Here is a 16,160-nt window from a genome sequence, read left to right on the forward strand (position 1 = left end):
TATATCTATGAGCCTTTATAAGGAGTTGGATCAATGGAGGAATCATTTGTACAGCAAATCTATAACAAAAATCAGAAAAATTCCTTTAAGATACTAGTAGGTTTATATAAAGGAAACTACTTAAGAATATTTTATTCTGCTGTTTTGTTTATCATTAAGCATATCCCCGCTTGGGTGATGCCCATCGCAATTGCTAATGTGATTAATGCAGCTACGATACAGGCTGGTGGTGGCATACGAACGATCTATCTTAATGCGATCATTATGTTTATATTGGTACTGCAAAACATCGCAACAAATTATTATCATACTAAACTGCATAGTTATGCGATTCGTAGTGTCGAATCCGGTTTGCGCGCCTCGCTTATTAAAAAGTTGCAAGAACTTTCGATACCTTATCAAAAGGAGATGCAATCTGGCAGGCTTCAATCAAAAATTATGCGGGATGTAGAAGCTGTCCAGACGCTTTCTTCTCAAGTGTTTGTAAGTAGTTTAAATATTTTTGTCAATCTAATAGTTGCCTTAGCCATTACGTTATATAACAGTCCTACAGTATTTCTATTTTTCATATTAACTGTACCCATTTCAGCTCTTATCATTGTGGTCTTCCGTAAAAAAATCAAAACCTCAAATTCTGAATTTCGTCAGGAAATGGAAGAAACCTCTGCGCGTGTTATTGAAATGATTGAATTAGTACCGATTGCACGTGCGCATGCGTTAGAAAATCAAGAGGTACGCCGTTTAAATCGCAGGTTCCAACAAATATTAACAAAAGGGTTTCATTTAGATATTATTCAATCATTATTTGGTTCTGTTAGTTGGGCTAGTTTTCAAGTATTTCAAATTATTTGTTTAGTTTTCACTGGTATTTTGGCATTACGCGGTTCGATTACTCCTGGGGAAGTGGTGATGTATCAAACGTACTTTACAACAGTAGTAAATTCTGTTTCTAGTATGATAACATTAATTCCCACTATCGCAAAAGGTCTGGAATCCGTCAATTCGATTGGTGAAATTTTGACGGCTGGTGAAGTAGAGAATCATGAAAATAAACCAAAAATTAAACAAGTAGATGGAAATTTTTCCTTACAACAGGTTTGTTACCGGTATCGTAATAACGACCAGACAATCCTCCATGATATTAATTTAGAGGTTAAACAAGGAGAAACAGTCGCTTTTGTCGGGGAATCTGGTTCAGGTAAATCAACGATCCTAAATTTGCTCATTGGGTTTATTCAACCTTCTGAAGGAAAAATTCTTTTAGATGGTCACGATATGTCCTCCATTGATTTACGATCCTTCAGACATCATTTAGCAGTAGTCCCTCAATCAACCATTCTATTCTCCGGAACCATTCTTCAAAATATAACCTACGGCATGCCGACTGTTACAGAAGAAGAACTAAAAAGGGTTTTATTAGCTGCTAACCTGTGGGATGTCATTGAGAAGCTTCCGGATGGTTTACACACGAGAATCGGAGAACATGGGGATAAGCTTTCAGGGGGTCAAAGGCAAAGGGTATCGATTGCAAGAGCGTTAATTCGGAATCCAAAAGTGATTATTTTAGATGAAGCGACATCAGCATTGGATAGTCATTCTGAGAAAAAAATTCAAGAAGCCTTGAATACTTTATGCCATGGCCGGACTACATTTATCGTGGCTCACCGCCTTTCGACAATTCGTAATGCGGATAAAATAGCCGTGATCGAAAATGGACGTTGCGTAGAATTCGGTACCTACGATGAATTAATGTTCACTAAAGGGAAGTTTTATGAATTGAAGCAATTACAAATGTAGTAGACTAGCAAAATGGAAAATTTTTGATGCTAAGGAGGAAATCAATCCCGGCATCTTTTTTACCTGTTTGGGATTGTGCCAATAAATCAAGGCTCCACAAATTATCGGAACTATCTGGCCGGGATTGTGCCGATAAACCAAGGCTTCCCAAATTATCGGAACTATTTGGCCGGGATTGTGCCGATAAACCAAAGCTTCCCAAATTATCGGAACTATCTGGCCGGGATTGTGCCGATAAACCAAGGCTCCACAATTTATCGGAACTATTTGGCCGGGATTGTGCCAATAAACCAAGGCTCCACAATTTATCGGAACTATCTGATCGGGATTGTGCCGATAAACCAAAGCTTCCCAAATTATCGGAACTATCTGGCCGAGATTGTGCCGATAAACCAAAGCTCCACAATTTATCGGAACTATCTGGCCAGGATTGTGCCAATAAACCAAAAACCAAGGCTCCACAAATTATCGAAACTATCAGACACAGCAAAAAAATCCCTTTTGAGGGACTGTATCACTGTCTCCTCAAAAGGGATTATTAGTCTCTTATTAAAGCGTAACTCCACTCTTAAAAATTGAAATCTCTCTAAAGTCATTTTTCTCATTATTGACAAATTCACCGCTTGCGACTTGAACAATATAATCTACAAAATCATTTAACACTTGTTCTGGCAGAACACCATCCTCCAACAGTACTCCAGCGTTAAAGTCAATCCAGTGTGGTTTTGTTTCATAGATTTGTGTGTTAGTTGAAATTTTCATCGTTGGAACAAAGGTCCCGAATGGTGTTCCCCGCCCTGTAGTAAATAAAACCATTTGACAGCCAGCTGCCGAAAGAGCTGTCGATGCGATAAGGTCATTTCCTGGTGCACTTAATAGATTTAATCCTTTTGTATTAAGTGTATCGCCATATTTTAAGACATCGACAATGGTGCTCGTTCCCGCTTTCTGTGTGCACCCAAGGGATTTGTCTTCTAGTGTCGTAATGCCTCCAGATTTGTTCCCTGGGGAAGGGTTTTCATAAACAGGTTGATTATGACGCAAAAAATATTCCTTGAAGTCGTTAATTAGATTCACAATCTTCCCAAAAACTTTTTCATCGGCAGCACGTTCCATTAATATCGTTTCTGCTCCAAACATTTCCGGGACCTCTGTGAGGACGGTTGTTCCACCTTGTGCAATTAAATAATCAGAGAATTTACCTAGAAGTGGATTTGCCGTTATGCCAGAAAAACCATCGGATCCACCGCATTTTAAACCAATTTTCAATTCTGAAAGAGGAACGGAATCTCTTTTGTCATTTTTGGCATTTTCATAGATTTCCATTACCAGTTTAAAGCCTTCCTCAATTTCATCGGTAACATTTTGGGAGATTAGAAACTTCACCCTTTCCTCATTCACTTCACCCAACGCCTTTTTAAACTCTGGCAGCTCATTATTCTCACAGCCAAGACCTAAAACAAGAACACCGCCAGCATTGGGATGCTTTACTGCATTGATCAGTATTTGCTTTGTGTTTTCATGGTCATCTCCAAGCTGGGAACATCCGTAGTTATGCTTTAAGACAAGGACATTATCAAACGGGCTAATGTCGCCAACATGACGCTCAAATCGTTTGATAATTTTCTCAGCAATTCCGTTCACACAGCCTACTGTAGGGACAATCCATAATTCATTCCGAATGCCAACATTACCATCTTCGCGACGGTATCCCTGAAATGTTCGATTTTCATTATTATATAGATTCTGAGATTCCTTAAACACGTATTGGTATTCCTGTGTTCCTGATAGATTCGTTTTTGTGTTATGGGTATGGACATGTTCACCGGGTGCAATCACACCCAATGCATGCCCAATTGGATAACCGTATTTAATTATATCCTCATTTTCGTAAATATCTTTTACCGCTATCTTATGGCCACGGATGATATCTTCTTTTATTTGAATATCCTTTCCATTAAGATGAATGGTTTCATTTTTCTTAAAGTTTCTTAGTGCTAGAATAATATTATCGTTGTCAGTGATTTGAAGAAAATCCTTCATTTTTGCGGCCTCCTACTTAAAAGATGTTTCAAACAATTCTCTAAGAGCTTCCTTAACTCCCCTTTTATAAATGGTAAGGAGGTTGGTACTGATGGTATTTTCCAGATTTGGAATAGAGGTCAAATCCATCCCCCATAACCTTCGCTCCGCCAGAATTATGTTCACGAGTTCTGCCATGGTAAGTTCTTGCTGCTCAAATTTCCCCCATTGAGTTTTAAAGAATTCAACAATTTCTGGATCATCTTGTAATTCTATTACATCATTTCCTCTTTTTCCCCGATAAAAATAAAGCAGGCAGCTTAATGAAAAAATCATTCGTTTTGGCAGACTGTTATATTTTTCAACATAATCCAATAATACGGGCAGATTTCTTGTCTGAAATTTAGAAATAGAATTTAGTGCGATGCTCATTAAATAATGCTTAATATATGGATTAGCAAAACGGTTAATCACATCATCCGCATAGCTGGATAGCTCTGGTTTCGGACCTTCTAAAGTCGGGATTATTTCCTTTCGGATCATTTCTTTTATAAACATGCCTACTTCTTCATGATTTACACTTTCTTCCACTACGCTTAAACCGTAAAGATAAGCGACCGGAGTCATCGCAGTATGTGCTCCGTTTAAAATCCGGACTTTCCGTACCCTATAAGGAGTTAAATCATTGACAATCAGCGTATTTAGCCCTGTCCCTTCAACTTTCAGCTCATTTTTTATCCATTCCGGACCCTCGATGACCCAAAGGTGGTACTGCTCCCCTACCACCATCAATTCATCCTCATATCCAAGTTGTTCGGTTTTTTCTTTAAAGGAGTCGGTTGGAAATCCTGGCACGATTCGGTCTACAAGGCTTGAACAGAAGGTATTCGCGTTCCTTACCCAATCAATAAATTCATCCTCAAGGTTCCAAAAGCTTGCATATTGCAATACGATTTCTCTCAGCTTTTCCCCGTTTCTTTCAATGAGTTCACATGGAATGATAATACAGCCACGCTTTTGATCACCGGCAAATGCCCGGAAACGGTGATGGAGGAACGCAGTAAGTTTTCCTGGAAAACTCTTTTGCGGTCGATCCTCTAACTTGTCTGTTTGATCAAACACAATTCCTGCTTCTGTCGTATTTGAAACGATAAAGCGGAGTTCTTCTGTCCCTGCAAGCTTGATATATTCCGGATAATCTGTAAAAAGATTAATACCTCTACTGATTGACTCAATCACCTGATGCTGATTTACTAATTGACCATCTTTTATCCCCTGTAAGTAAAGGGTAAACAGCCCATCCTGATTATTTAGCCTTTCAATCTTGTTATTGCCTCGCGGCTGGACAACTACTACACTTCCATTAAAATCCGTCTTTTCATTAAGAACTTGGAATTGCCAATCAATAAACCCTCTTAAAAAATTTCCTTCCCCAAACTGAAGCACCTTCTCGGGATAAGAGATATAGTCCTGATAAATTTTATTATTAAGTCTTTGCACCAATCTTTTCCCCTTTCAAATATGCACACGTTAACATTTTTATTCAAAAAGAAAGGTTTTAACTAACCCCTCTTCTTAACAGAATCTCTAATGATTAATTCTGTATTGGCAAAAACTTTGGTCACGTTCTGTTCCTCGCCTGTTACGAGTGAAAGGATTTTTTCCGCACCTAGTACACTGATTTTTTCTACTGGTCGTTTTACCGTTGTTAGCTTAGGTGTTGTATATTGGGCAAAACCGATATCATCAAATCCAACAATGGAAATGTCATTCGGTACATTTAACCCACTTGCAAACACAGCATTCATTGCACCAATGGCCATATCGTCATTGGAACAAAAAACGGCTGTCGGTGGCTTTTTCAAAGATAATAATTTTTCCATTCCTAGATAACCGCTTTCCATATCATAGTTTCCACTCACTGAATACTCCGGATGAATCGAAATGCCGTTATCTATTAGCGCTGTAAGATAACCATCCTTACGCATTTGCGTAGATTTAAAGGTTGGAATTCCTTCAATCACGCCGATGTCTGTATGTCCACAATCGATCAAATACTGCACAGCTTGTCTTGAACCCTCAGTATCATTAGAAAGAATATTGATAATATAATCTTCTTCAATTTCTCTGTTAAGAACAACAAGAGGAATTTCCTTTTGCAGCACATGATAGATAAATGAATGGTCTCGTACGCTTTGGCTCATTAAAATGATCCCGTCAAATCTTTGCGAATTAATACTCGTATAATCCTGATAATCATCAATACCACGGATAAACAGATTATATTCCTCGCTAATGACACTATTTACACCTTTTATTGTATCAGCAAGAAAGCTTGCCGATGTTCCATTGCTAATGCTTGTTAAAAATAAACCAATCGTATGCGACTTTTGCATGACCAGGCTTTTAGCATTGTAATTAGGGGTATAATTTAGCTGTGAGGCAATATCAAGGATTTTCCTCCTTGTAGGCTCTTTGATAAGGGGACTGTTATTTAGTGCCCTTGATACAGTTGTATGTGAAACATTGGCCAATTTTGCAATATCTTTTATGGTAACCATAGTCTGACCTTCCTTTTGGATTCTCTCTTTCGTTCATTATACCTTATCTGCCCTGCCCCGCCAGCTTTCATCTATTAATTGTGAGAGGTCTGTTCAACTATTGATGTTTCCTGAAAAGCAAAATAATCTTTGGCATTGTTATAAGAAATTCCACGAACAATATTTCCAAGCAACTCTAAATCATTTGGAACCTCACCATTTTCAACCCATTCTCCAATTAAATTACAAATCAGTCTCCGGAAATATTCATGTCTTGTATAAGAAAGAAAACTCCTTGAGTCGGTCAGCATTCCGATAAAACGGCTGAAGAGACCTACAGAAGACAATGCCTTCATCTGTTCGAGCATGCCTTCCTTTGTATCGTTGAACCACCATGCTGTACCGAATTGAATTTTCCCTGGAGTTTTCCCGTCTTGGAAGCTATTAATGATACTTGCAATAACGACATTATCACCTGGATTCAATGAATAAATAATGGTTTTTGGAAGCTTGTTTTCCTGCTCTAACGCGTCTAGAATTTTTACTAACGGCTTTGCAATTTGGTCATCATTAATAGAATCATAACCGGTGTCAGGACCAAGAATCTTAAACATCCTGTTATTATTGTTACGATGAGCATTGATATGTAATTGCATCGCCCAGTCCAGCTCTGCATAAAGCTTGCCAAGAAAGATTAACGTAAACGTTTTGAACTTCTTCTCTTCCTCAAGGGATATACCACTGCCTGATATTCTTGCAGCAAAAATTTCAGCCACTTCTTCAAAACTGGTCTCTTCATATACCATAGAATCTAAAGCATGATCCGACACTCTGCCGCCTGATGCATGAAAAAAATGGACTCTTGATTCAAGTGCTGCAAGGAAATCTTCATAACTAGTAATCTCAATTTCAGCAGCCTCTGCGAGCTTACCTACCCAATTAATAAAGCCCTCGCGACTAATTTCTAATCCCTTATCAGGTCTAAAACCTGGTACAACACTAACAGGATAGTTATTTTCTTCTCTTAACTTTAGATGATATTCCAGGCTATCTACAGGGTCGTCTGTTGTACAAACAACTTTAACTTTTGATCTTTCAATCAAATTTCTTACACTAAATTCCTCTTCGTTAAGTTTGGCATTTACTTTTTCCCAAATCTCTGGTGCACTTTTTTCATTCAATACATCATAGATACCGAAAAAACGCTGTAATTCTAAATGCGTCCAATTATATAGCGGATTTCCTATTGTCATTGGTACTGTTCTTGCCCATGCGAGGAACTTTTCATAGTCACTTGCATTGCCGGTTATATATTCCTCTGAAATTCCGTTTGCCCGCATGGCTCTCCATTTATAATGATCACCATACAACCAGGCTTCGGTAATATTTTTAAATTTCTTATTTTCATAGATTTCTTTCGGACTTAAATGACAGTGGTAATCAATAATTGGCATGTCTTTTGCGTAATCATGGAATAATGAGATCGCCGTTTCATTTTTAAGTAAAAAGTTTTCATCCATAAATTTTTCCATTGTGCACCATCCTATTATAAAATGTTAACGTTAACAAAACCCTTTGTTTTCAGTCTAACAAATCTGAAAAACAATGTAAATACATATTGTTAACGTTAACATTCTTTCTTTTTTCAAAAAGGTATCCCTTTTGTAAAATTATAAGGTATATAAAACACGTGGAAAAAGCTGCTCTATTTTCGGAGTAGCCCTTTCCTTCTTTTACTTATTCTGAAAATAATAATCAAGAATCTTTCTTCCAATTGACTTATTTATGCCACTACTATCATTTTCTACATTAGGAACGACTACTGAAATTGCCACCTCAGGATTTTCATATGGCGCATACCCAACTAACGTTAAGTTATAATTATAGCCTCCACTTCCATCGGAAACTTGAGCTGTACCCGTTTTACCGGCAGGATCATAGGTTGCACCCTTGAATGTCGATGTCGCAGTTCCCTGATTTCCGTTCATAACGAGATGAAATCCATTCTGAACGCGTTCGATATAGGATTGGTCCATATCTACAGTATTTAATACATTGGTTTGGAATTCTTCAATGACTTCTCCAGACTTGCCATTTTCATTACTTGATTCACGTACTTCCTTCATGAAATGTGGCTGAACCCGCACACCGTCGTTGGCAATGGTTGATACATACTGAAGCAGTTGAAGAGGAGTGTATGTATCAAATTGGCCGATGGAGAAATCCATTAAATTTCCTAATTTTTGTACCCCGCCATTATAACCTGTTGCTTCATCAGGTAAGTCAATTTCTGTTTTTACTCCAAGTCCAAATTGAGCAAAATACTTTCTCATCATTTCATAAGCTTTCTCTGGATTTTTAAAACCTAATTTTCTAGCATAATCATAGTCTCCGATTTTCATCGCAATATGAAACATATAAACATTGGATGACCGTTCAAGTGCGGTTAAATCATTGATTGTCCCCATATTTACGTAAGATTTTTTAACAGGTGTTCCATTAATTTTAATAGGTGAATCGACGAATGTATCTCCAGGTGATATTACACCTGTTTCATACCCCGTTAATACCGTTGCGCCCTTTACAGCAGATCCCATGGCATATGAGTTATAAAATGCACCATATAATTCATTTGATAGTTGATTATCAACTTCCTTTTTCCCTGCAATCGCTAATATTTCACCAGTAGTAGGATTGCTCATTACCACGTAGGCACTTGTTGCACCTTCGTCCTTTATTAACTCTTCTTCAATGATTTTTTCCAATTCTTGTTGAAGCGGTAGATCAATGGTCAACATCAAATTTTTACCGGGTTCCCCAGAAGTCAGCTTTACGTCAGAAATGGCTCCAGTAATATCTTCAACATAGGTTTGTTTTTCTTTTGTTCCACGAAGTACCTCTTCGTACTGCTGTTCAAGAAAGCTCGTTCCAACCATGTCACTCAACGCATATCCTTCACTTTTGTAGGATTCTGCTTCTTCTTCTGGGATTTGTCCTACATTTCCAAATAACTGGCGAAGGGTGTCACCGTATACGTAATTACGTTCTGAGTCAATTTTCACCTCTACCCCAGGAAGTTCTTCTAACCGCTCATTCACAATCGCGATTTCTTCAACTGTTAATCCAGATTTGATTCGATTTGCTGAAGAAGAGTCTACATCCATTTCTCTTTTAATTGCCAGGACTTCCATTTCATCGGTTGGTATACTTGCTAGCTCTTGTTCCGTAATTCGCTCAAGAATAAGTTGATATTCTTCATTATCATCTAGTTTCTTTTGTTCTTCATTTGTTAATTTTGCAAAGGCTTCTTGCTTTTTCGTTAAAATCCAGTAATCTTTTTTATCACGCTCGGTTACTTTTTCTGTTGACATGGTAATGATTCCAGCTAACGCCTTGGCTAAATCTAGCTTGTCCTGCTGGGAATCGTCATTTGAAAGATTTGTGTAGGTTAACGTATATATCGGCTCGTTTTCGACTAACACATTTCCGTTTCGATCATAGATTTTCCCACGGGGGGTATTCCAAGAATAGACTGTTTTTGTAGTTTTTTGACTTTCCTCTCTAAATTCTTCCCCTTGTACAATTTGTATTTTGCCCAAGCGAATAATCAATATTGAAAATAGTAAAATTACAATAATGAATAGAATACGTAACCGAGAGTAGAGCAGTTTGTTTCCCTTCTTCTCTATCATTCTTTCCTTCCTTCCTTACACGTATAAAAAGGAAGCTTAATATAGCTCCCTACAATTTTATAAACTATTTCGGAGAATTACTGCTAGTTAGTGTTAATTCAATCGTGATTTTTTCACCTCCACGGTATACGCCAAGGGACACCTGATCTCCCACTTCAAGCTCAGAATATAGATATTGTCTTAAGTTATCAGAACTTGTTATCGTCTTATCATTAATAGATGTAATAATATCTTGTACTTTAAGGCCACCTTCTGCAGCAGCTGAGTTCGAATCAATATTTGTTACCATTGCTCCGCTTTCAATATTTTGGGGAAGATTTTGCAAATACATTGAGGGAATTTCATCTAAACTGGCTAATCCAATTCCAATATAAGGGCGCTCTACTTGTCCTGTTTCCATAATTTCATTAATAATTGGGATCAAATCATTACTTGGAATGGCAAATCCTAATCCCTCAACCCCATCCTCTGAGATTTTCAAACTATTAATACCAATTACTTGACCAGAAGTATTGATTAATGCCCCGCCACTATTTCCAGGGTTAATCGCTGCATCGGTCTGAATGACATTTAAATCCCATTCTCCAGCAGAAGTAGAAACGGCAACAGTTCGGTTAACCGCACTTACAATTCCTTGCGTTACGGTGTTGGAAAACTCTAAACCAAGCGGGTTTCCAATCGCTAAGACCGAATCTCCAGCTCTCAGAACACTAGAATCGCCAAAATCCAATTTCGTTGTCGCATATTTCGCATCAATTTTTAATACCGCTAAGTCGGTTAGTGAATCTGCGCCAATCACTTCAGCATTTGTCTTCTCCCCGCCATAAACAGTGATTTCTAGCTCAGATGCATTTTCAATCACATGATTATTCGTCACAATGTATGCACTGTCATCATCGATCTTAAAAACAACTCCTGTTCCACTACCACTTTCAATAGTTTGGGAATTATTGGCATTTGGGTAATTGTTACCTTGTGTTTGTTTATTTACAATACCTACAATAGCTTTGGAAGCTTCCTCTACCATGTCTGCCATGGTACCTGAAGTACTAGATGTATTAGTTGCTGATGTTTGCTGTGCAATGACTTGATCCGAATTATTACTTCTACTGCTCTCGGTCTGATTGGAGACTTTTTGCTCAATAGCAGAATACAAGCTTTCTATCTGATCAGAATAGGGAATGATTGCTATGGTTAGCATGGAACCAATAACGCCAGCACTTACTGTTGGTAAAACTCCCCTCCATCTTTTGCGTCTTACTGGTTTGATAATTTCATCAGATTTATATTTATTTGTTTCAATCATTTTAATAGCCTCCTCATAGGATTAACTTACTTGTTAAATCTATGATACCGTCAACATATGAATAAAATATTAATAATACTGTAATAGACTTAGAAGCTTTAAAGGCTATTTTTCGACGGTGTAATTTTAAAAAAAAGAAAATAGGATAGCCTGTAGCTATCCTATTAAAAATCGGATTAATTTTCTTTTGACTTGTCAAAGAAATGCATCTTTCCGCCTTTACGAGGAAAAAGATTTAGCTCCTTTGCCTTATCAGCATGGTTTGTCATGATTTCTTTAAAAAGTTCGTCAGAGGACTTATTTTTTGTCTCTATTCCTAACTTCTCTGCCGCTTGGAATATCCTTTTTTCCCTGACTTCGTGTGCTATGGTGTGAAGATCCTTATTATCAGTCGAAATACCCAGCTCTTTTGCATCCTTTTTAATTTGGGTTTCATGGACTTCTCTAGCTAGATTATGAAGATCTTTTCCTTCTGTCGCGATTCCCAACTCTTTTGCCTCTTTTTTTATTTCGGTTTCCCATACTTCCTTCGCTAATGCCTCAAAATCTTTACCAGTGGTGTCAATCCCCAGTTCTTTAGCCTTTTGTTTAATTACGGTTTCCCTAACTTCTTTAGCGATGGTCTCAGTGTCTTTTCCTTCTGTTTCAATTCCCAGCGATTCAGCCTGCTTTTTAATAAACTCAGAATTGTGCTTGAAATGATGACCACGACTCTGTACTTCTGATTTTTCCTCTGCTGCTGCATAAGTCTGGAGGGAACCGAAAAGTCCAAACAACAATGTAAGGGCAAATAACATGTACATCTTTCTCATCTTGTATATTCCTCCTAAAAATAGTTTGGGTATTACGATGATAGGATGTCCAAAGATTGTTACCAAATTATGAACAAAATGTTAAAAATTGTAACAGATTTTCACAAAAATAACAGCCCCTATTTGTGAATAGAGGCTGCTATTTTTATTCTTTTTATACTTGCCTGTTTAGACTAGACTCACTTTTTCAGTCTTTAGTTTTTCTAACTCTCGATTTAATTCTTCTTCATTTACATAGTTCCGGTAAGTTGCCTCATGCTGTATCAAAGGCTTTGCTAATTGGCTGCCTGCTTGTACCTCTGCTTCCATTAATAAAATCCGTTCCTCAGCCCGTGCAACACCCCGTAAAATAGTATCCGTTTGGAAGGACACAGTAGTTTTTTGAATCTGTTTAATGGATTGTGCCACGTTCGCACGGGATGCTAATAGAATTTTCTTATGCTGCAATTCATTGTATGTTTCTTGCAATTCAAGCAATTTATCTTTGAGGATTTGTGTTTGTCCTTTGATTGTTTCATATTGCTGCTCATAAACCTTGAGTTGGTTTTCTTGATTCATTTTTTCTTGAACGGCCAATTTTGCCATTTGTTCTTCACCCTGTTCAAGGGCTAGTTTCGCCTGACGTGTTCTTTTTTCCATTAAACGCTTAGTATCAAGAATTAGTGCCGCTTGTTTATTTTCCACAAAAATCTGACGTGAAAGTGCACTCTCGGCCTTCGCAATTTGTTGTTCCATTTCTCTTGAATATTCATTCAACATCGCAATCGGATCTTCTAAGCCATCCAAAAGACCATTCATATCAGCCTTAGCAATTGTTTTAATTCGTTTAAAAATACCCATGTTAGTAATTCTCCTTTTTATTTGTTATATTTTTTTCCCACTGATCTAAAATACTTGTATTTTGGTTCATCATTGGTTTAGGTGAACTGATAATAGATGTATCGATAAACTGTTGCATGGAAGAAGCTTTTGATTTTTTTCTCAACCACTTTACTAATAGAACCGCAATAGCAATCCCAATAATCAGGAATAGTAGGAATCCAATCCAGGAAAAACCTCCATGGTGTGCTCCGTTCATTACCTGTTGACCCCCGAAGCCTCCACGTTGCCCCATTCCTCCTCGACCATGTCCATGTGGTCCTGCTGCCAAGGCACTGTTTCCTCCTAAAAGAAAGTAGACCCCTAAAATCATGGGAGTAATCATCGCTCCCCAGAAAATTCTTTTTTTCACTTTAGTATTCATCTTTTTCTCCTCCTTTCGTTCTCGATGGATTTAGTTTAGTAGAGGTTGGTGAAAACTTGGTGGAAGATTAATATCTTTTAAAAAATAAATAGAGATGAAGTATTTACATCTATAAAAAAGTAAAAACCGCACGAGTGAAGAATCACCGTACGGTTAAATAAGAAATATATTATCTAAAAAAGGATTTTTGATAGATAAACTACAATCGTAACAGTGATTCCGCTTAGGATGGTAGTCAATAGGACTGCTTGTGAGGCATATTCCGGGTAATTATCATACTCTAGAGCCAGTAAAGCACTATTTCTTGAGGAAGGAAATGAGCTGGCGATAAAAAGTGCCTGAGCAGTAATATCTGTTAATCCAAGAATATAGATAACTAATAACCCAATGAGAGGAGAAATAATCAGTCTGCCGATTACAATCCAAACAATCGGGCTTGAAATTCGTGTAATCTTTAAAAACGCTACTTGAGCACCAAGTGTCACAAGTGCAACCGCTAAAAACGCATTCGAGGAATTTTCAATTGGCTTCCACAAAAATTCAGGAATTTCAATATGGAGCCATTTCAACAATATAGCCAATAATAAAGCGTATATAACCGGAAGACGTATAATATTACGTAAGATATCTCTACCGCTGCTCTCGGCCGAGACACTATTGAAAAAACCATATGTGAAAGTAAGGAGATTTTGAAAAATAGAGACAATAATCTGTATTGACATACCACCAGGATTAGCGGCAAAAACTAGTTCACTTACTGGGAGACCGTAATTACCTGAATTGCTCAAGACCATACTGTTTTTAAAAGTAGCTGACAGCTTACGATCAAACCTATTCACTTTCGCAATCAACATGCTGGTTAAGATAAGGAGAATATTAAAAAGCATTAAAAATAATAATGTTCGGCTAATTAACTCGCTTGACATATTGCTCTCATATATATTGACAAAGCAAACGGCAGGCAACAAAAAATACACCGTCAATGTTGACAGTGTTGATAAGTCAAGCCTAATGAAACGTTGAAGTAATGCGCCAGCCCCTACTAACACGAATATTGGAAAAATAATATCTAGTAATATATGATACAAAATATTCATACAACTTACCTTCTCTCTCTAATGAAAAAAGGGAAAATGCAGTTTATTATTAAATAATAAAAGGCATTTTCCTACTGCTTGCACTACCTAATCGTTAAAATATATAACTTCTGTAAGAATTTTGCATCCTGAAACTTTGTTAAAAGCTTCTTTGGCTTCTTGTTCAGAATTAAATTCAAACATTGAAATATTGTTTCCCTTTGAATAAACAGTGATTATCCACATTAACATTCATCCCCTATCGATTTTCCTTTGTTCTACATATAGTTAAAAAGGAATAATTGACAATAGTATTGCAACGGCCATCATAACAAGAGTTGAACCACATGCCCATTTAAGGAATGCGCGCTGTAAGTCCCCAAAATCTTCTCCCACCATACCGACTAATAAGTATGTTGAAGGTACAAGCGGGCTTAATAAATGGACAGGCTGCCCCAATAGTGATGCACGCGCGAGGAACTCAGGATCAATTCCATAGACACTTGCTGCTTTGGCAAGCAATGGCAAAACACCATAGTAAAAGGCATCATTTGACATAAAGAATGTTAAAGGGGCACTGATTATCGCGGTAATAAGTGCAAAATGTGAACCAAATACATCTGGAATATACGAAATCATGGAGTTTGCCATAGCATCAACCATTTTCGTGCCAGTTAGGATACCAGTAAAAATACCTGCGGCAAAAACCATAGAAACTACGGATAACGCATTATCTGCATAATTTGCAATTCTTTCTTTTTGATCACTTAATTTTGGATAATTGATCGTGATCGCCAAAGCAAATCCAAGCATAAATAATACAGTTGTTGGCAGCACCTCGTTGATTAGAGCAACTAATAGAGTAATTGTAATTAAATAGTTAATAAGAATTAACCTAGGACGTTTTAGGTAGGCGTCTTCTGATGTAGCCGCTGTCATCGCCATCGTATTGTAATCAATCTGCAGGATGCCAACTCGTTTCCGCTCTTTTCTCCCAAGGAAATAGGCCATGAACAATACGAATATTATTCCACCCGCCATGCTAGGTATTACCGGCGTAAAGACATCTGACATCTCAAGATGTAAAGCTGTCATTGCTCTAGCAGTTGGCCCACCCCATGGAAGAAGGTTCATGACACCTGAAGCAGATACAGCGATTCCAGCAAGGATTAACGGTTTCATACCAATACGTTTATACAAAGGTAACATGGCAGAAATCGTAATCATGTATGTGGTAGTTCCATCCCCGTCAAGGGATATTAAAAGTGCAAGAACGGCGGTTCCGATGGCTATTTTAACGGGATCTCCTTTTACAACTTTTAAGATAGTCGAAATAATCGGATCAAATACTCCTGCATCAATCATGATACCGAAAAAGAGAATAGCGAACAGGATCATAATTCCAGTTGGGGCAACACTTTTTATACCTTCGAGCGCCATTGGCCCCATTTCCTTACCAAATCCGCCAAGTAATGCAAAAACTACTGGAATCACTATAAGCGCAATCATAGCAGGAAGGCGTTTAGTCATAATTAAAATCATAAAAGTGATAATCATCAAAAATCCTAATATTGCAAGCATCGTCCTCACCTCTTTTGTTAGTAAATTAAATATAATCTAAATATTCAGATGTGAAAACGTTACCAAAATAAAGTTATTATCGTAAATTAAA

The 16,160-nt window shown here is 37.5% G+C and carries 13 protein-coding genes; 1 reads left to right on the forward strand and 12 read right to left on the reverse strand.

Features of this window, described 5'->3' with window-relative positions; genetic code table 11:
- Positions 1-33 precede the first annotated feature (33 nt).
- Positions 34-1,797: an ABC transporter ATP-binding protein gene (locus ABC255_RS19855; RefSeq protein WP_412996225.1), complete on the forward strand. Its 1,764-nt coding sequence runs from the start codon at positions 34-36 to the stop codon at positions 1,795-1,797.
- A gap of 4 nt (positions 1,798-1,801) precedes the next feature.
- On the opposite strand, the gene ABC255_RS19860 is transcribed toward ABC255_RS19855, so the two are convergent.
- The 12 genes from ABC255_RS19860 to ABC255_RS19915 form a co-directional block, all read right to left on the reverse strand.
- Entirely contained in the window at positions 1,802-2,287 is a 486-nt protein-coding gene (locus ABC255_RS19860; protein ID WP_412996226.1) for a hypothetical protein, read from the reverse strand.
- A gap of 59 nt (positions 2,288-2,346) precedes the next feature.
- Positions 2,347-3,840: a UxaA family hydrolase gene (locus tag ABC255_RS19865; protein ID WP_412996228.1), complete on the reverse strand. Its 1,494-nt coding sequence runs from the start codon at positions 3,838-3,840 to the stop codon at positions 2,347-2,349.
- Between the two features lie 12 nt (positions 3,841-3,852).
- Entirely contained in the window at positions 3,853-5,319 is a 1,467-nt protein-coding gene (locus tag ABC255_RS19870) for a tagaturonate reductase (RefSeq protein ID WP_412996230.1), read from the reverse strand.
- 62 nt (positions 5,320-5,381) lie between these two features.
- Complete coding sequence (locus ABC255_RS19875) at positions 5,382-6,380, reverse strand: LacI family DNA-binding transcriptional regulator (RefSeq protein ID WP_412996231.1); 999 nt, start codon at positions 6,378-6,380, stop codon at positions 5,382-5,384.
- A 74-nt stretch (positions 6,381-6,454) separates the two neighbouring features.
- Complete coding sequence (gene uxaC, locus ABC255_RS19880) at positions 6,455-7,891, reverse strand: glucuronate isomerase (protein ID WP_412996233.1); 1,437 nt, start codon at positions 7,889-7,891, stop codon at positions 6,455-6,457.
- Between the two features lie 201 nt (positions 7,892-8,092).
- Positions 8,093-10,051 carry a peptidoglycan D,D-transpeptidase FtsI family protein gene (locus tag ABC255_RS19885; RefSeq protein WP_412996234.1) on the reverse strand — a complete coding sequence of 653 codons (1,959 nt, stop codon included), beginning with the start codon at positions 10,049-10,051 and terminating at the stop codon, positions 8,093-8,095.
- 64 nt (positions 10,052-10,115) lie between these two features.
- Positions 10,116-11,357, reverse strand: a complete 1,242-nt coding sequence (locus ABC255_RS19890; RefSeq protein WP_412996235.1) for a S1C family serine protease — start codon at positions 11,355-11,357, stop codon at positions 10,116-10,118.
- 176 nt (positions 11,358-11,533) lie between these two features.
- Entirely contained in the window at positions 11,534-12,169 is a 636-nt protein-coding gene (locus ABC255_RS19895) for a hypothetical protein (RefSeq protein ID WP_412996237.1), read from the reverse strand.
- 168 nt (positions 12,170-12,337) lie between these two features.
- Complete coding sequence (locus ABC255_RS19900) at positions 12,338-13,009, reverse strand: PspA/IM30 family protein (protein WP_412996238.1); 672 nt, start codon at positions 13,007-13,009, stop codon at positions 12,338-12,340.
- Position 13,010: 1 nt separating this feature from the next.
- A complete protein-coding gene (locus ABC255_RS19905; RefSeq protein ID WP_412996239.1) occupies positions 13,011-13,412 on the reverse strand; it encodes a hypothetical protein in 402 nt (133 codons plus the stop codon).
- A gap of 173 nt (positions 13,413-13,585) precedes the next feature.
- Entirely contained in the window at positions 13,586-14,509 is a 924-nt protein-coding gene (locus tag ABC255_RS19910) for an AEC family transporter (RefSeq protein WP_412996241.1), read from the reverse strand.
- Between the two features lie 267 nt (positions 14,510-14,776).
- Positions 14,777-16,069 (reverse strand): CitMHS family transporter, encoded by a 1,293-nt coding sequence (locus tag ABC255_RS19915; protein WP_412996242.1) that lies wholly within the window; start codon positions 16,067-16,069, stop codon positions 14,777-14,779.
- Positions 16,070-16,160: the final 91 nt, after the last annotated feature.

The organism is Neobacillus canaveralius (assembly GCF_047237705.1).
Classification (GTDB): Bacteria; Bacillota; Bacilli; order Bacillales; family Cytobacillaceae; genus Neobacillus; species Neobacillus niacini_K.

Excerpts from the sequence above, each read along its gene's own strand:
- ABC255_RS19855 (WP_412996225.1), top strand. The coding sequence starts at position 34 with ATGGAGGAATCATTTGTACAGCAAATCTATAACAAAAATCAGAAAAAT.
- ABC255_RS19865 (WP_412996228.1), bottom strand. The coding sequence starts at position 3,840 with ATGAAGGATTTTCTTCAAATCACTGACAACGATAATATTATTCTAGCA.
- ABC255_RS19875 (WP_412996231.1), bottom strand. The coding sequence starts at position 6,380 with ATGGTTACCATAAAAGATATTGCAAAATTGGCCAATGTTTCACATACA.
- uxaC (WP_412996233.1), bottom strand. The coding sequence starts at position 7,891 with ATGGAAAAATTTATGGATGAAAACTTTTTACTTAAAAATGAAACGGCG.
- ABC255_RS19885 (WP_412996234.1), bottom strand. The coding sequence starts at position 10,051 with ATGATAGAGAAGAAGGGAAACAAACTGCTCTACTCTCGGTTACGTATT.
- ABC255_RS19890 (WP_412996235.1), bottom strand. The coding sequence starts at position 11,357 with ATGATTGAAACAAATAAATATAAATCTGATGAAATTATCAAACCAGTA.
- ABC255_RS19895 (WP_412996237.1), bottom strand. The coding sequence starts at position 12,169 with ATGAGAAAGATGTACATGTTATTTGCCCTTACATTGTTGTTTGGACTT.
- ABC255_RS19900 (WP_412996238.1), bottom strand. The coding sequence starts at position 13,009 with ATGGGTATTTTTAAACGAATTAAAACAATTGCTAAGGCTGATATGAAT.
- ABC255_RS19905 (WP_412996239.1), bottom strand. The coding sequence starts at position 13,412 with ATGAATACTAAAGTGAAAAAAAGAATTTTCTGGGGAGCGATGATTACT.
- ABC255_RS19910 (WP_412996241.1), bottom strand. The coding sequence starts at position 14,509 with ATGAATATTTTGTATCATATATTACTAGATATTATTTTTCCAATATTC.
- ABC255_RS19915 (WP_412996242.1), bottom strand. The coding sequence starts at position 16,069 with ATGCTTGCAATATTAGGATTTTTGATGATTATCACTTTTATGATTTTA.